Annotated in this window: 13 protein-coding genes and 1 riboswitch; of the genes, 2 read left to right on the top strand and 11 right to left on the bottom strand. The window is 63.0% G+C overall.

What is annotated here, in order from left to right:
* Positions 1–28: 28 nt before the first annotated feature.
* The 8 genes from MOQ67_RS03625 to MOQ67_RS03590 all read right to left on the bottom strand — a co-directional run bounded on the left by MOQ67_RS03625 (position 29) and on the right by MOQ67_RS03590 (position 8,867).
* Positions 29–739 (bottom strand): PqiC family protein, encoded by a 711-nt coding sequence (locus tag MOQ67_RS03625; protein WP_026140384.1) that lies wholly within the window; start codon positions 737–739, stop codon positions 29–31.
* Positions 740–912: 173 nt separating this feature from the next.
* Positions 913–3,177 carry a DNA topoisomerase IV subunit A gene (gene parC, locus MOQ67_RS03620; RefSeq protein ID WP_017849774.1) on the bottom strand — a complete coding sequence of 755 codons (2,265 nt, stop codon included), beginning with the start codon at positions 3,175–3,177 and terminating at the stop codon, positions 913–915.
* Positions 3,178–3,250: 73 nt separating this feature from the next.
* Complete coding sequence (locus tag MOQ67_RS03615) at positions 3,251–4,246, bottom strand: esterase-like activity of phytase family protein (RefSeq protein ID WP_104904055.1); 996 nt, start codon at positions 4,244–4,246, stop codon at positions 3,251–3,253.
* A complete protein-coding gene (gene parE / locus MOQ67_RS03610; RefSeq protein ID WP_046384916.1) occupies positions 4,246–6,150 on the bottom strand; it encodes a DNA topoisomerase IV subunit B in 1,905 nt (634 codons plus the stop codon). Before parE ends, MOQ67_RS03615 begins: the two co-directional genes overlap by 1 nt.
* A 54-nt stretch (positions 6,151–6,204) precedes the next feature.
* Positions 6,205–6,813, bottom strand: coding sequence for a YqiA/YcfP family alpha/beta fold hydrolase (locus tag MOQ67_RS03605; protein ID WP_046490732.1), 609 nt, complete (start codon positions 6,811–6,813; stop codon positions 6,205–6,207).
* 82 nt (positions 6,814–6,895) lie between these two features.
* Positions 6,896–7,711, bottom strand: coding sequence for a 3',5'-cyclic-AMP phosphodiesterase (cpdA, locus tag MOQ67_RS03600; RefSeq protein ID WP_017849778.1), 816 nt, complete (start codon positions 7,709–7,711; stop codon positions 6,896–6,898).
* Positions 7,712–7,809: 98 nt separating this feature from the next.
* Positions 7,810–8,259, bottom strand: a complete 450-nt coding sequence (locus MOQ67_RS03595) for a DUF1249 domain-containing protein (protein WP_003209507.1) — start codon at positions 8,257–8,259, stop codon at positions 7,810–7,812.
* Positions 8,250–8,867: an NUDIX domain-containing protein gene (locus MOQ67_RS03590; RefSeq protein WP_017849779.1), complete on the bottom strand. Its 618-nt coding sequence runs from the start codon at positions 8,865–8,867 to the stop codon at positions 8,250–8,252. Before MOQ67_RS03590 ends, MOQ67_RS03595 begins: the two co-directional genes overlap by 10 nt.
* A 192-nt stretch (positions 8,868–9,059) precedes the next feature.
* Between MOQ67_RS03590 and MOQ67_RS03585 the strand changes: the two genes are divergently transcribed.
* The gene (locus tag MOQ67_RS03585) at positions 9,060–9,806 is read left to right on the top strand and encodes an RsiV family protein (protein ID WP_198717393.1); all 747 of its coding nucleotides are present in this window, start codon (positions 9,060–9,062) and stop codon (positions 9,804–9,806) included.
* Here the strand turns inward: MOQ67_RS03585 and cytX are convergent.
* Positions 9,775–11,064 carry a putative hydroxymethylpyrimidine transporter CytX gene (gene cytX / locus MOQ67_RS03580; RefSeq protein ID WP_198717394.1) on the bottom strand — a complete coding sequence of 430 codons (1,290 nt, stop codon included), beginning with the start codon at positions 11,062–11,064 and terminating at the stop codon, positions 9,775–9,777. The two genes, MOQ67_RS03585 and cytX, sit on opposite strands and share 32 nt — an antisense overlap.
* Positions 11,065–11,208: 144 nt before the next feature.
* Complete coding sequence (thiC, locus tag MOQ67_RS03575) at positions 11,209–13,098, bottom strand: phosphomethylpyrimidine synthase ThiC (protein WP_017849782.1); 1,890 nt, start codon at positions 13,096–13,098, stop codon at positions 11,209–11,211.
* 148 nt (positions 13,099–13,246) lie between these two features.
* A riboswitch (TPP riboswitch) is annotated at positions 13,247–13,352 on the bottom strand.
* Positions 13,353–13,547: 195 nt separating this feature from the next.
* Between thiC and MOQ67_RS03570 the strand changes: the two genes are divergently transcribed.
* A complete protein-coding gene (locus MOQ67_RS03570; RefSeq protein WP_017849783.1) occupies positions 13,548–14,987 on the top strand; it encodes a TolC family outer membrane protein in 1,440 nt (479 codons plus the stop codon).
* A 62-nt stretch (positions 14,988–15,049) separates the two neighbouring features.
* Here MOQ67_RS03570 and waaA read toward each other — a convergent pair whose 3' ends face one another.
* Positions 15,050–16,327 carry a lipid IV(A) 3-deoxy-D-manno-octulosonic acid transferase gene (gene waaA / locus MOQ67_RS03565; RefSeq protein ID WP_198717395.1) on the bottom strand — a complete coding sequence of 426 codons (1,278 nt, stop codon included), beginning with the start codon at positions 16,325–16,327 and terminating at the stop codon, positions 15,050–15,052.
* Between the last annotated feature and the right edge of the window lie 19 nt (positions 16,328–16,346).

The raw sequence follows: 16,346 nt of genomic DNA, 5'->3' as shown, positions 1-16,346 counted from the left end.
CGGGCCTTTTGGGTTGGAGCCATTCAGATCAGAACCTGAACACTTCCATATCCGTGCGGATCGGCGTAGCCATCGGCATTTTCGGTTTCCCTGGAGCCGCCGGTTTGGCCTGTACCGGCGCTTGCTTGCGCGGCGCCTCGGCGACTGGTGGCTGGTTGGCCAATGGCTTGAGGGCCACCGACAACTGCTGCGCCAGATGCTGCAACAGCACGCCCTGGGCCTGGACCTGGGACGCCGTGGTGCCGGCATGCTCTTCCTGCAGATGCACGATGCGGCTATCACGCACCTGGCCGCGGCGGTCGATCAAGCGCCATTGCGCATCGAGGATCGCCGGTTGCGAGGTGCCGGAGTCGAGTCGGGTAATGGTCAGCAACACCTGCACATCCGGGGAAAAACCGGCGGGCGCAGGCGCCAGGACCACACGCTGACTGTCCAACTGACCCGCCACCTGGCGCAACATCAGTTGATTGATGTCGGACGACAAACTGCCCGCCCAACGACCATCGGTGGAACCTTGCAGGCTGCCGTCGTTCTGACGTTGCAGCAATGTTTCGCGTTGCAGGTAGTCAGCGACGACGACCGGGCCGAGCAAGACGGCCATGCCGGCGGATTGAGCTGGCTGAGCGGGACTTCCGCTGTCCAGCTGGTACAGCGACACCGGCTGGTGCGTGCTGCAACCCGCCAACCCCAGAAGGCCAGCGAGCATAAAAATAAAAGGAAGGCGTGGAGCAGTCATCATCCCATCCAGGCGGCTGCCACAAGGCAAACCACAATGTAATACTAAAAATAACCTAAACACGCTCGGCCACGCCGGCGCTGGAAAGGCCATATCATCCGTGAATATGCGCCATGACTCCAGCGCGAAAGCGTCGATCTACGCGTTAAATCGTAGATCAAGAGCTCTAATCCGCGCTAAACCGGCGTTTCCACCAGTAAAGCATCCACGCGCTGGAAGCCACGAGGCAGTTTATTACCGCGTCGGCCACGCTCGCCCTTGTAGTGCTCAAGGTCGTCAGGGCGCAGCGACAACGTGCGCTTGCCGGCCTGGAGCACCAGGGTAGAACCTTCCGGGATCACTGCGATGTCTGTCACGTACTCTTCGCGACTGGCCACCCGCTCGCCGGGAATACCAATGATCTTGTTGCCTTTGCCTTTGCCCAACTGCGGCAGGTCGCTGATCTTGAACACCAGCAAACGCCCTTCCGTGGTCACCGACGCCAGCCAATTACCCTCGCGATCGTCCACCGGCCGCGGCAGGATCACCTTGGCGTTATTCGGCAGGCTCAACAGTGCTTTACCGGCTTTGTTCTTGGCCTGCAGGTCTTCACCCTTGACCACAAAGCCGTAACCCGCGTCGGAGGCGATCACATACAGCGAGTCGTCGTCCGGCAGCAGCACGCATTCGAAACTCGCCCCCGGTGGCGGCGTCAGGCGCCCGGTCAACGGCTCGCCCTGCCCGCGCGCAGACGGCAAGGTGTGGGCCGGCACCGAGTAACTGCGCCCGGTGGAGTCGATAAACACCGCAAACTGGTTGGACCGCCCGGCGGCGGCGGTCTTGAAGCCGTCGCCAGCCTTGTACGACAAGCCGGTCGCATCGATATCATGCCCCTTGGCGGAACGGACCCAACCCTTTTCCGACAGAACGACAGTAATTTTCTCGTTTGGCAGCAGCTCGGTTTCTGTCAGCGCTTTCGCTTCGGCGCGCTCAACGATCGGCGAACGGCGGTCGTCGCCATAGGTCTCGGCGTCTTTGATCAGCTCGCTGCGCACCAGCTTCTTGAGCTTGGTTTCGCTGCCCAGCAGGGCTTGCAGCTTGGCTTGCTCCTTGAGCAACGCGTCCTGTTCGTCGCGCAGCTTCATTTCTTCCAGTCGCGCCAACTGACGCAAGCGGGTGTCGAGGATGTAGTCGGCCTGGATCTCGCTCAGCTCGAAACGCGCGATCAGCTCGGCTTTCGGGTGCTCGGCGGTACGGATGATGTGGATCACTTCATCCAGGTTGAGGTAGGCAATCAGCAAGCCGTCCAACAGGTGCAGGCGGCGCTCGACCTTGTCCAGGCGGAACTGCAGGCGACGACGCACGGTCTGGACGCGGAACTCCAGCCACTCCACCAGCAGATTGCGCAGGTTCTTCAGCTGCGGCTTGCCGTCCAGGCCGATGATGTTGATGTTGACCCGGTAGCTGGACTCCAAGTCCGTGCTGGCGAACAGATGCTGCATCAGCACTTCATGGTCGACCCGGCTGTTGGTCGGAATAATCACGATGCGGCACGGGTTTTCGTGGTCGGACTCGTCGCGCAGGTCAGCGACCTGCGGCAATTTCGACGGTTTGGCCTGCATCAGCGCGGCGATCTGTTCCAGCACCTTGGCGCCGGACACTTGATGCGGCAACGCGGTGACGATGATGTCGCCGTCTTCGACGTGGTACACGGCGCGCATACGCACCGAGCCCTTGCCGGTTTCGTACATTTTCAGCAGGTCGGCGCGCGGCGTGATGATTTCCGCTTCGGTCGGGTAATCCGGGCCCTGGATGTGCTCGCAGAGCTGCTCGACCGTGGCTTTGGGTTCATCGAGCAAGCGCACGCAGGCCGTGGCGACTTCCCGCAGGTTGTGCGGCGGTACGTCGGTGGCCATGCCGACGGCGATGCCGGTGGTGCCATTGAGCAGGATGTTCGGCAAACGTGCCGGCAACACCAGGGGCTCGTCGAGGGTGCCGTCGAAGTTCGGGCCCCAGTTCGCGGTGCCCTGGCCCAGTTCGCTGAGCAGCACTTCCGAATAACGCGACAGGCGCGCCTCGGTGTAACGCATGGCCGCGAAAGACTTGGGATCATCCGGCGCACCCCAGTTCCCCTGGCCATCCACCAGCGTGTAGCGGTAGCTGAACGGCTGGGCCATCAGCACCATGGCTTCATAGCAGGCCGAGTCGCCGTGGGGGTGGAACTTACCGAGCACGTCACCGACGGTACGCGCCGACTTCTTGTGCTTGGAATCAGCGTCCAGGCCCAACTCACTCATGGCGTAGATGATGCGCCGTTGTACGGGCTTCAGGCCGTCGCCGATATGCGGCAAGGCACGATCCATGATCACGTACATGGAGTAGTTGAGGTAGGCATTTTCGGTGAAGTCAGCCAGCGACCGGCGTTCTACGCCGTCTAAGCTGTCTGCGAGGATGTCACTCATGCGGGCCTCATCATTGTTTGGTAAGGCGCAGCGGAAATGCCGCGGCACCGGGTCAATTCAAAACAGGGGTGGCTCATGGCTGGGCGCTCCAGCCACCGGCGGGGGCGGCGAAACGATAGACCACCGGGCGTTTTTCGCCATCGGCGCGGGCGCCGAAATTACTATCGATGCCCAACCAGGCACCGTCTGCATCCAGCACCAGGGCTTCGGCCAGGCCATAAGGCTGGGCGTAGCGCCGTTCGGGCGTCAGGGTCTCGTCGGCGAACGACCAGCACAGCTCGACCTTGGCCGTGACCGCATCGCGCCGACAAATCTGGAACGCATTGCGCTCCAGGGTAAACAACTTACCGTTGAACAGCGCCAGGTCGGAAAAATCCTTGGACACCGCCTTGGCGTTGGGAAACTGTGCCGGCTGCACTTCCTGGCCGGCCTCGCTCAACAGCACGCACGCCCCCGCGCAATCCCACACGCTTTGCTGGCGCTTGATGGAAATCAGCCCGCGCCGCTCACGCTCCGCCGCCAGCCAGATCTGATTGCCCTCGGGGTTCACCGCGAGGCCTTCGAACAACGCATTGAAATGCAGCAACATGCCGCTGGCGCGGGCTTCACGCACCATGCCGGGGGCAATCTTCAACCACTCGGGCGCACCGCTCGCCGGCACTTTCAGCACCGCCGCATGGGCTTCGCTGACCACGTAGCGGTTACCCGCGGCATCGCAACTGATGCCTTCAAAATCCAGGTCGCCGCCGCGAATCAGCGACGCCGCCTTGGTGCGCGAACGCAGCCCCCAGGGCAGGCCGGAGTCAGGCACGGGCGGCACGTCGAGCTTGACCGTTTCGGCCTGCCAGGTCGGCGCGCTGATATCCAGGCGGTAGATCTGGTCGTCGTCGCGGTCGGAAACCGCCCACAACGCGTTGCCACACAAAGCCAGGCTCGACAGGTTACCGCCGCGCATGCCGTCCACCGGGTGTTCGGACACCAGCTTGAGCTCAGCCACGGGCGCGGCGACCGCCTGGGTGGCCGCCAACCCGCTCAACATCAGGATCGCCAGGGCGAAACCTGTACGCATCAGCCCAGGACCTCGGCGAGGTTGCCCTTGGACTCCAGCCAGGACTTGCGGTCCGGCGCGCGTTTCTTCGCCAGCAGCATGTCCATCATTTCCGAGGTGGCAGCGAAGTCGTCCAGGGTCAACTGCACCAGGCGCCGCGTGTTCGGGTCCATGGTGGTTTCGCGCAGTTGCGGCGGGTTCATCTCACCCAGGCCTTTGAATCGCGTGACCTGCGGCTTGCCGCGTTTCTTCTCGGCGATCAGGCGGTCGAGGATGCCATCGCGCTCGCCTTCGTCGAGGGCGTAGAAAATCTCCTTGCCCAGGTCGATACGGTACAGCGGCGGCATCGCGACGTAGACGTGACCGGCGTCCACCAACGGGCGGAAGTGCTGCACGAACAGCGCGCACAGCAAGGTGGCGATGTGCAGGCCGTCGGAGTCGGCGTCGGCGAGGATGCAGATCTTGCCGTAGCGCAACTGGCTCATGTCCGCCGCGCCGGGGTCGACGCCGATGGCCACGGCGATGTTGTGCACTTCCTGGCTGGCCAGGACTTCGCTGCCGTCGACTTCCCAGGTGTTGAGGATCTTGCCGCGCAACGGCAGGATCGCCTGGAATTCCTTGTCCCGCGCTTGCTTGGCGGAACCGCCGGCGGAGTCACCTTCCACCAGGAACAGCTCGGAGCGCATCGGGTCCTGCCCGGCGCAATCGGCCAGCTTGCCCGGCAGTGCCGGGCCCGCCGTGATGCGTTTACGCTCGACCTTCTTGCTGGCCTTGAGGCGACGGCCGGCGTTGTTGATCGCCAGTTCCGCCAGGGCCAGGCCCAATTCCGGGTGCTCGTTGAGCCACAGGCTGAACGCATCCTTGACCACACCGGAGACAAACGCCGCCGCCTCGCGGGACGACAAACGCTCTTTGGTCTGGCCGGAGAATTGCGGCTCCTGCATTTTCATCGACAGCACGAACGCAATGCGCTCCCACACGTCTTCCGGCGCCAGCTTCACGCCGCGCGGCAGCAGGCTGCGGTATTCGCAGAACTCGCGCATGGCGTCGAGCAGGCCCTGGCGCAAGCCGTTGACGTGGGTGCCGCCCTGGGCGGTGGGAATCAGGTTGACGTAGCTTTCCTGCACGCTGTCGCCGCCTTCGGGCAGCCACAGCAGCGCCCAGTCGACGGCTTCTTTGTTCCCGGCCAGGCTGCCGCAGAACGGCTCGTTGGGCAGGCGTTCGAAATCGCTGACGGCGTCTTCCAGGTAGGAGCGCAGGCCGTCTTCGTAGTGCCACTCGACCTTTTCGCCGCTGCCTTTGTCTTCAAAGGTGACCAGCAGGCCCGGGCACAACACGGCCTTGGCCTTGAGCACATGCTTGAGGCGGCTGACGGAGAATTTCGGCGAATCGAAGTATTTCGGGTCCGGGGCGAAGTACACGCTGGTGCCGGTGTTGCGCTTGCCAACGGTGCCGATCACCTGCAGGTCGGTGGCTTTGTAGCCATCGGCGAAGGTCATCTCGTATTCGTTGCCGTCGCGCTTGACCCGCACCCGCACCAACGTCGACAGGGCGTTGACCACGGAAATACCGACACCGTGCAAGCCGCCGGAGAACTGGTAGTTCTTGTTGGAGAACTTGCCGCCGGCGTGCAGCTTGGTGAGGATCAACTCGACGCCCGACACCCCCTCTTCCGGGTGAATGTCCACCGGCATGCCGCGACCGTCGTCGGACACTTCCAGGGAGTGGTCAGCGTGGAGAATGACATGCACCGACTTGGCGTGCCCGGCCAAGGCTTCGTCGACGCTGTTGTCGATGACTTCCTGGGCAAGGTGGTTCGGCCGACTGGTGTCGGTGTACATGCCGGGGCGTTTGCGCACCGGGTCGAGGCCCGAGAGGACTTCGATGGCGTCGGCGTTATAAGAGCTAGCGCTGGGAGTGGCCATGGGGTCTCGTCGTGAGTCGTTCGATTAAAAAGTGACCTGCGGTTTCCAAGGCAATTACAGTGCCGAGAAATCGAAGGATTGATACTGATCCGCGCCAATGCCGGCAAAGCTCAACAACGCCGGCAACTGCCGGGCAAACCCCTGGTAACCGTGGTCGCCACCGGCCTGGATGCGCAAGGCACAGGCCCGGTAATACTGCTGGGCGAGGCGATAATCCAGGGTTTCGTCCCCGGTCTGCAACCACACCTGATAACGCGCGGCATCCTGGGGCGCCGGGACTTCCAGCTCGGCCAACGCCGTGACGTGATCGTGGGTCAGTTCCCAGGTTTCATCGGTATAGAGATTCTTCTGGGTGCCCAGGTAACCGTCGAACATCCGATGGGGGCTGACCGCCGGGTTGACCAGCAGCGCCTTGAGGCCATGGCGCTCGGCAAGACAGGTTGCATAGTAGCCGCCGAGCGAGCTGCCGACCAGCAGCGGCCGCCCCAGTTCTGCGATGGCCGCCTCCAATTGAGGAATCGCCTGGCGAGGGTGATGATGCAGGGCCGGCACGCGCAGTTGTTCGGCCAAGCCGAGGGTGTCCATCACGCGGATCAACTGGCTGGCCTTGTTCGACGCAGGCGCGCTGTTGAAACCGTGGATATACAGGATCGAAGCGGACATGCCGGGCTCTCCGTGCTTGCGCCAAAAAAGGCGCAGTTTACAGGGATCGGAGTGGTGAGTCCCCTGTCTTCCCCTCCCACCTTCAGTAGCCGTTGCTGGCGTAATCCACGGTAAAGGCAAAGCCTTTGACCCGCTCCACCCCGGTCTCCAACCGCCCGTCGGCATGCAGACGCAGCCAGCGATAGCCCGGCGCCTCGGTGCTGACGTTGAAGTCCTCGCTGCCCGGCGTGAACTGGATGCAGGTGGACGGCGACGCCAGCAGGCGCACGCCGTTGCGCTCGCGGTCGATCTCCTGGTGTACATGCCCCCAGAGCAAGGCCCGGACCTGAGGGAAACGGTCCAGCACGGCAAACAGTGCCTCGGGGTTGCGCAGGCCGATGGGTTCCATCCACGCACAGCCGACGGGCACCGGATGATGGTGGAAACACACCAGATGATGGCGGTGCGGCGCTTCGCTCAAGGCTTGGGCCAGCAGTTGCAGCTGGCTGTCCTGCAGATAACCCGGCACCGAACCGGGTACGGCGGAGTCGAGCAGGGTAATGCGCCAATTGCCGACGTCGACCACCGGCTCCAGCAGGTCGCTGTGCAGGGCGGCGTGGGCCATGATCTGCGGCTCATCGTGGTTGCCGGGAATCCAGCGCGCCGGCACGCCAAAGGGCGCGGTCATCTCCCTGAAGTGCTGATAGGACGCCAGCGTACCGTCCTGGGACAAGTCCCCCGTGGCCAGCAGCAAGTCGATCCGGGGCTGCTGCTCGCGCACCAGGCCGATCACCCGTTGCAAGCTCTCACGGGTGTTCATGCCCACCAGCGTGGCGTCGGCCTCGGCAAACAGATGGCTGTCGGACAGTTGCACCAGCACTGCCGGTGCATCGGGGGTCACGGTGGGTACGCGGGGCAAGGTGCTCTCCCAAGGCAATCACAGGAATGGACGTATGGCGCGATTATGCTGGGGCAGGACACAAAGAGGAAACCCAGGGAAGCAGATGCAGTTCACATCTACCGCACGACTTCGAACTCGTGGCCCAGGGCCAGACAGTGACTCAACCATTCACCGAGGAACACATTGAGCTGTGCTTTCTCATCGGGCTGGTGCATGAACACATTGGGGTAAGGATAGATGCTGCGAAAGCGTCGCGCATGTTCGGCGCTGATGACTTCGGCCATTCGCGCATCGTGGTACACCTGCACTTCCAGTTGCGGCACCGGCAGCCATGGCAGGCTGTGCTCCTGGCGCACGCGCAGGGTGGTGGTGTACGGGCAATTGACGATGACTTCCAGGGTCAGCACGCCGAGCATCTGGTCGCCATGGGTCACGGCGATGCGCCGTGCCTCGGGCGTGTGGCGCATGTCCGGCAGCAGGCGCATCAGCCGCGCATAGTTGGCCTCGCAGGCGGCTTGCAGCCCGATCAGGTCAACCCGGTATCGTTCCCGTGCCTTTACTGCCATAACCCCCTCACTTCCGCGCGATTGAGCGCTAGCCATTGCAAGGCAATAATGCTGGGCGCATTGGATATCCGACCATCACGCACCGCTTGCAAGGCATCTTCGAAAGCCCAGGTGCTGACGCGGATATCTTCTGCCTCTTCTTCCAGTCCATGGACGCCACCGGCGCCCGAACTGTCGCAACGGCCCAGGTACAAGTGGACGAATTCGGTACTGCCGCCGGGCGAAGGGAAATATTGGGTGATCGGCCACAGTGCGGAGAATGTCAGTCCAGCTTCCTCCTCGGCTTCGCGGTGTGCAACCTCCTCCGGTTGTTCGTCCTTGTCGATCAGGCCGGCGACCATTTCCACCAGCCACGGGTTGGCGGCGCGGCCCATGGCGCCGACGCGAAACTGTTCGATCAGCACCACTTCATCGCGCTGCGGGTCGTAGGGCAGCACGCACACGGCGTCATGCCGCACGAAGACCTCGCGGTTGATCACTCGGCTCATGCCGCCGTCGAATTTTTCGTGGCGCAGTTGCACGCGATCGAGCTTGTAGAAACCCTGATAGGCATTGTCGCGCTGAACAATCTCGATCGTGCTCGGCGTCGATTTCGCGATGTCCGTCATATCCTTCCTCGTTATGCCCGTGCAATTGGCGCCATCCTAACGCGCTCCTGCCCGTTGGCGCAGCCCCTTTACGGTTGCCGGGATAGACGGCGGGCGTCAAACTCACTCTAATGAGCTTAGTGGCGAACTGACTGCCATGCCGGTAGTCGAAGCTCCACGAATTTCGCTCTTATCGACGGACGAAGACCCTACATGTCACTTTTAAAAATCGCCTCCGTGGCGTGTATCGCCTTGACGCTCGGCGCCTGCCAGAGCCTGTTCCAACCGAACTACAGCACCCCGCTGGAAGCCACCCGCGACGCCAGCGAGCAAAGCAAGCCGGACTGCACCAACGCCGATTGCCCGCTGGTGAATATCGACACCGTGCATTTTGCCAAGGAGCCCAAGCTCGACGCACTGATCGAACAACGCCTGCTGGAAATGACCCGCACCCGGTCGAGCGACCCGTTGCCGTCGAGCCTGGCGACGTACCGCGAGCAGTTCCTGAGCACCGCCGCGCCACGCAACAGCATGTACTTGCAGGCCAAGGTACGCGAACAGCATGACGGCTTGGTGATCATCGAGCTGTCCAGCTACCTGGACCAGGGCGCCACCCACGGCGAACCGGGCCGCGCCTTCATCAACTATTCGCGCCCGCAGCAAAAAGCCCTGTCGCTGAGCGACATGCTGCTGCCCGGCAAGGAAGAAGCATTCTGGAAGGCCGCCCAGGTGGCGCACAACAGCTGGCTGATCAGCACCCGCCTGAGCCTGGAGCCGGAGTTCGTCAAGCGCTACCCGTTCCAGAAAACCCCGAACGTGGCGCTGACCTCCGGCAGCGTGACCCTCAAGTACCCCACCACCACGATCGCGCCGTATGCCCTGGGCCACATCGAGCTGCAGATTCCTTACTCGCGCCTGGAAGGCATCATCAAGCCTGAGCTGGTGCCCGCGCGCAGCTGAAGGCGCGCCCGAGGATGAACTGCAACAGCCCTGCCAGCGCCAGTGCCGGCAGGGTCGCGCCGATATCCGGATACAGGTTGGCCAGCAAGTGGTAGGTGCCGATGCCGCCCAGCCAGGCCAGCAGCGCCGTCCAGCGTAGCGTGGCGAGCGCGCCCTGGCCGCGGCGGCGCAGGATGAAATGATCGACCAGCACCACGCCAAACAGCGGCGCGAATACCGAACCGATCAACAGCAGAAAGTTCTGGTACTGCGCCAACGGAGCAAAGCAGGCGATCAACGTGCAGAGCACACCGATGGCCAAGGCCAGGTGCTCGACCTTCAGGTGCAACAGAATCCCACTGGAGACGGCCGCCGAGTGAATATCGGCAAAGGCGTTTTCCGACTCATCCAACAGGATCAGCAACAACGGAATCCCCAGCCCCGCGCCGGCCAGCGCCAGCAACAGCGCGTTGACTTCACCGCTCGGCGCAAACGCCAGGGTGTAGGCCACGCCCAGGCTCATCAGCCAGAAATTACCGATAAAAAAGCCCAGCGCCGTGCCGCCGAACACGCTTTTCGCACGTTTGCCGAAGCGCGAATAATCGGCGATCAGCGGCAACCACGACAGCGGCATGGCGATGGCGATATCAAACCCCACCGCGAAGGGCATCGAACCGTCACCGGCCTGGGCCCATAGCGTGGCGAGATCGGCTTTGGCGAACAGGTTCCAGGTCAGCCACAGGCAGGCCGCGAGCAGCAGCCAGATGCCCCATTTACGCAGGATCTGGCGCACGAACGTCAGCGGGCCGCTGACCGCCAGCAAGGTCGCCAGGCCACCGAAAAACAGGGTCCACAGCATCGGGCTGGCCAACAGGCTGGCGTCGCTGAAGGCCCGCGCGCCCAACAGGCTGGCGGCATCGCGCATGACGATGATTTCAAACGCGCCCCAACCGATCAGTTGCAGCAGGTTCAACAATGCCGGCAGGCTCGCGCCTTTGGCGCCGAGGCTGAGCTTGAGCGCGGCCATGGCGGACAGCCCGGTGTCGCTGCCGATCACGCCGACAGCGGCGAGCAGCAGCACGCCGACCAGGGTGCCGAGGAAAATCGCCAGCAACCCACCGGCCAGGCCCAGGCCGGGCGCGAGCAGCGCGCCGGTTTGCAGGACCATCAGGCCGATGCCGAGGGAGAACCACAGGGAGAAGAGGTCGCGGGCGCCGAAGACGCGTTTGTTCGTCGGCACTGCGATGTCAGGGGAATAGGTGCTGGGTTGAATGCTCAAGGATGGAATCTCTGAGGGGCATTTGTTGTTTGAAAGATTGTTATCGGGGGCAAGCCCCCTCCCACACTTGAATGTGTTCACAATTCAAAATGTGGGAGGGGGCTGGCCCCCGATAAGGCCCTTGAAAGCGCCTACAACCTCGGGTCAGACCTTCTTGTAGAGCTGGCTGCCTTCCTGCTTGAACCGCTCCGCCTGCTCGGCCAAGCCCTTGGCCACCTCCACATCCACCGCATCGATGCGCTGGTTGGCCGCGTACTCACGCACTTCCTGGGTGATTTTCATCGAGCAGAACTTCGGTCCGCACATCGAGCAGAAATGCGCGACCTTGGCCGAGTCCTTCGGCAGCGTTTCGTCGTGATACGAACGCGCGGTGTCCGGGTCGAGGCCGAGGTTGAACTGGTCTTCCCAACGGAACTCGAAGCGTGCCTTGCTCAGTGCGTTATCGCGGATCTGCGCGCCCGGATGACCTTTCGCGAGATCGGCTGCATGGGCGGCGATCTTGTAAGTGATGATCCCGGTCTTCACGTCATCCTTGTTCGGCAGGCCCAGGTGTTCCTTGGGTGTGACGTAGCAGAGCATGGCGCAACCGAACCAACCGATCATCGCCGCACCGATGCCGGAGGTGATGTGGTCGTAGCCCGGCGCGATGTCGGTGGTCAGCGGGCCGAGGGTGTAGAACGGCGCCTCGTCGCAGCATTCGAGCTGCTTGTCCATGTTCTCCTTGATCAGCTGCATCGGCACGTGGCCGGGGCCTTCGATCATGGTTTGCACGTCGTGCTTCCAGGCGATCTTGGTCAGCTCGCCGAGGGTTTCCAGCTCGCCGAATTGCGCGGCGTCGTTGGCGTCGGCGATCGAACCCGGGCGCAAACCGTCGCCTAAGGAGAAGCTGACGTCATAGGCCTTCATGATTTCGCAGATTTCGTCGAAATGCGTGTAGGTGAAGTTCTCTTTGTGGTGCGCCAGGCACCACTTGGCCATGATCGAGCCGCCGCGGGAGACGATGCCGGTAACGCGCTTGGCGGTCAGCGGCACGTAGCGCAGCAGCACGCCGGCGTGGATGGTGAAGTAGTCGACGCCCTGCTCGGCCTGTTCGATCAGGGTGTCGCGGAACAGCTCCCAGGTCAGGTCTTCAGCGGCGCCGCCGACTTTCTCCAGGGCCTGGTAGATCGGCACCGTACCGATCGGCACCGGCGAGTTGCGGATGATCCACTCGCGGGTTTCGTGGATGTGTTTGCCGGTGGACAGGTCCATCACCGTGTCCGAGCCCCAGCGAATGCCCCAGGTCAGTTTCGCCACTTCTTCTTCGATGGACGAACCCAGGGCGCTGTTGCCGATGTTGCCGTTGATCTTCACCAGGAAGTTACGGCCGATGATCATCGGTTCCAGTTCGGTGTGGTTGATGTTGGCCGGGATGATCGCGCGGCCGCGGGCGATTTCTTCGCGCACGAATTCCGGGGTGATGATCTTCGGCACGCTGGCGCCGAAGCTGTAGCCGGCGTGTTGCTGGTCGAGCAGGCCGCTGGCGCGGGCTTCTTCGAGCTTCATGTTTTCGCGGATGGCGACGTATTCCATCTCGGCGGTGATGATGCCTTTGCGCGCATAGTGCATCTGCGTGACGTTGGCACCGGCCTTGGCGCGGCGCGGGTTCTTCACATGGGCGAAGCGCAGCGCAGTCAGTTCGGCATCGGTCAGGCGTTGCTGGCCGAAGTGCGAGCTCAGGCCCGACAGGCGTTCGGTGTCGCCACGCGACTCGATCCACGGCGAGCGCACATCGCCCAGGCCCTTGCGCACATCGATGATGACGTTGGGGTCGGTGTAGGGGCCGGAGGTGTCGTAGACCACCACGGGGGCGTTGATCTCACCGCCGAAATCGGTGGGGGTGACGTCGAGGCTGATTTCACGCATCGGCACGCGGATGTCCGGACGAGTGCCTTGCACGTAGATTTTCTGCGAGCGGGTAAACGGTTGCACGGAGCCGGAGTCGACCTTGGCCGATTCACTCAAATGCACGGTATTTTTTGGTGTTGTACTCATCACGGGCTCTCCAACTATCCAGGCGGTGGATTTTTGTCGGAGCGAACCTGTGGCGGATGGACGCACTGGAAGCAGTGCTGTGCTGGGTACTCGAGGGTTGTTCGAAGGTCGAACAACATCCCGGACAAAGCACAAGAGGACTCGCCGGGTGACGAGAAATCTTGTTCCCTACGCAGGCGTTAACCTGATCAGGTTCAACGGGATCCGGTATTTACCGATCTCAGCCTTCCAACAAGGCACCCCGACAAGAACCCGGCCAGTCTAGACAGGGTGAGGGCAAATTGCCAATAACGGAGCATTCAGCGTGATGAATGGCGCAATTGCAGGATTGTTGCGCCGTGTAACCACCACTACACTCGGTGACTGCCCCGACGCTTGACGCCAGGAATGGCCAACCGTAGCCTTGGGCGTTAAATTATCATCGTAATATTAAACCTAGGGATCAATTCATGCTGCGCAAACTCTCACTGGCTCTCGCCGTGTCTTGTGCGACCAACGGAATGGTCTGGGCAGCTGAAGCGCCCTTGTCCGCCCGAACCGACCTGGTCAGCGTCTACCAGGAAGCGGTGGACAACAACGCCGACCTGGCCGCCGCCCGCGCCCAGTACGGTGCGCAGAAAGAAGTGGTGCCCCAGGCCCGCGCCGGCTTGCTGCCCAACCTGTCGGCCGGTGCCGATATCAACAATTCGCGCACCCAGATCGACACCCCGGCCGCCACCGCCAACCGCGACGCGCATTCCTGGCGTGCGACCTTGAGCCAGCCGCTGTTCCGCGCCGACCGCTGGTTCCAGCTGCAAGCCGCCGAAGCCGTCAACGAACAGGCTGCGCTGCAACTTTCAGCCACCGAACAGAACCTGATCCTGCAAAGCGCCGAGAACTACTTCGCCGTGCTGCGCGCCCAGGACAACCTGGCCTCCACCAAGGCCGAAGAAAACGCCTTCAAGCGCCAACTGGACCAGTCCAACGAACGCTTCGACGTGGGCCTGTCGGACAAGACCGATGTGCTGCAATCCCAGGCCAGCTACGACACCGCGCGGGCCAACCGGATCGTCGCGCAACGCCAGGTGGACGACGCGTTCGAAGCACTGATCGCGCTGACCAACCGTCAATACAATTCGATCCAGGGCATTGTGCATACACTGCCGGTGCTGCCGCCGCTGCCGAACGACGCCAAGGCCTGGGTCGAAACCGCCGGCCGCCAGAACCTGAACCTGCTCGCCAGCAACTACGCCGTCACCGCCGCCGAGGAAACCCTCAAGCAGCGCAAGGCCGGGCATGCGCCGACCCTGGACGCCGTGGCGCAGTATGAAAAGGGCGATAACGACGCGCTCGGCTTCAGTAACCCGAATGCCTTCGGCACGCCTTATGGCGGCGATGTCTCGCAACGCACTATTGGCCTGCGCCTGAATATCCCGCTGTACAGCGGTGGCCTGACCAGCTCGCAAGTGCGCGAATCGTACTCGCGCCTGGGCCAGACCGAGCAGCAACGCGAAAGCCTGCGCCGCCAGGTGGTGGAAAACACACGCAACCTGCATCGCGCGGTCAACACCGACGTGGAGCAGGTGCAGGCACGCCGCCAGTCGATCATCTCCAACCAGAGCGCGGTGGAAGCCACGGAAATCGGTTATCAGGTGGGTACGCGCAATATCGTCGACGTGCTCGACGCCCAGCGCCAGCTCTATGCGTCGGTGCGCAACTACAACAACAGCCGCTACGACTACATCCTCGACAACCTGCGCTTGAAGCAGGCAGCCGGCACGTTGAACCCTGGGGACCTGCAAGACCTGACGCGCTATCTCAAGGCCGACTACAACCCGGACCGCGACTTCCTGCCGCCGGACCTGGCCAAGGCCGCCGCCGAGCAGCTCAAGGCCCGCCCGGGTTATTGATCGCACCACAGAACCAATGTGGGAAGGGGCTTGCTCCCTCCCACATTTGGATCGGCATTGCGTCAGTGAGTCATCAGGCGATCAAGGCCATCCAACAATCGCTTCAAAGCGCCCTGGTTGGCCTGCATCACCTTAAGCCCCGCCTGCGCCATCCGCTGGGCATCCTGCGGTAGCTCGAACAGCTGCCGCACGGCCTCGGCCAAACCTTCGGCATCATCCACCTCACGCAACGCCCCGGCGTCGCGCAGCATTGCGCTGATTTCGAGGAAGTTGAACCGGTGTGGCCCCATGATCACCGGCTTGCCCAACGCCGCCGGTTCCAGCGGGTTGTGCCCGCCGGTCGCGACCAGGCTGCCACCCACCAACGCGCTGTCGGCCAAGGCATACAAAAACAGCAACTCGCCCATGGTGTCGCCGAGCAACACGGCGGTGTGCGCGGTGACCGGCTCGCCGCTGGAGCGACGCACCGTGGCGAACCCTTGTCGCTGGCACAGCTCAAACATCGGGCCGAAGCGTTCCTGATGGCGCGGCACCAGAATCAGCAGCGCATTGGGATAGCTGGCGAGCAGTTGACGATGGGCCGCCAGCACCACCTCATCTTCGCCCTCGTGGGTACTCGCCGCGATCCACACCGGACGCTCGCCGGCGCCCCACTGTTCGCGCAACGCGGCCGCGCGCGCCAGCAGTTGCGGGTCGATGGTCAGGTCGAACTTGATCGAGCCGGTCACCTGCACCGTGTCCGCACGCGCACCCAGGCTGCGGAAACGCTCGGCCTCAGTCTCGGTCTGCACGGCGATCAGACTCATTTCTGCCAGCATCGGCGCCGTCAGTCTGGCAAAACGTGCGTAGCCCTTGGCCGAACGCGCCGACAAGCGTGCATTGGCCAGCGCCACCGGAATCCCGCGCTGGGCGCAGGCGTGGATGTGGTTGGGCCACAGCTCGGTCTCCATGATCACGGCCAGTTTCGGCTGGACACGATCGAGAAAACGCTTGGCCGCGCAGGGCAAGTCATAGGGCAAGTAGCAATGCTGGACGCGCGGTTCATCGGCGAACAATGCCTGGATACGCTCGGAGCCGGTGGGCGTCATGCAGGTGACCGTCATCGGCAACTGCGGATAACGCTCCAGCAGGCCACGGATCATCGGCGCGGCGGCGATGCTTTCGCCCACCGACACCGCATGCACCCAGATCCCGCCCGGTTGCATCCGCGGCAAGCCGTAGGAAAAGCGCTCGCCCACGCGCTTGGCGTAGGCCGGCGCCTTGCGCGCGCGCAGCCATAGACGTAAAGCCACCAACGGCAGCGCCAGGTAAAACAGACAGCTGTAGAGAGTTCTATTCATGGCGGCGGAGTTTATCGGC

The sequence above is a fragment of the Pseudomonas sp. LY-1 genome, from assembly GCF_053502595.1.
This window is presented reverse-complemented; position numbering and strand designations above follow the sequence as displayed.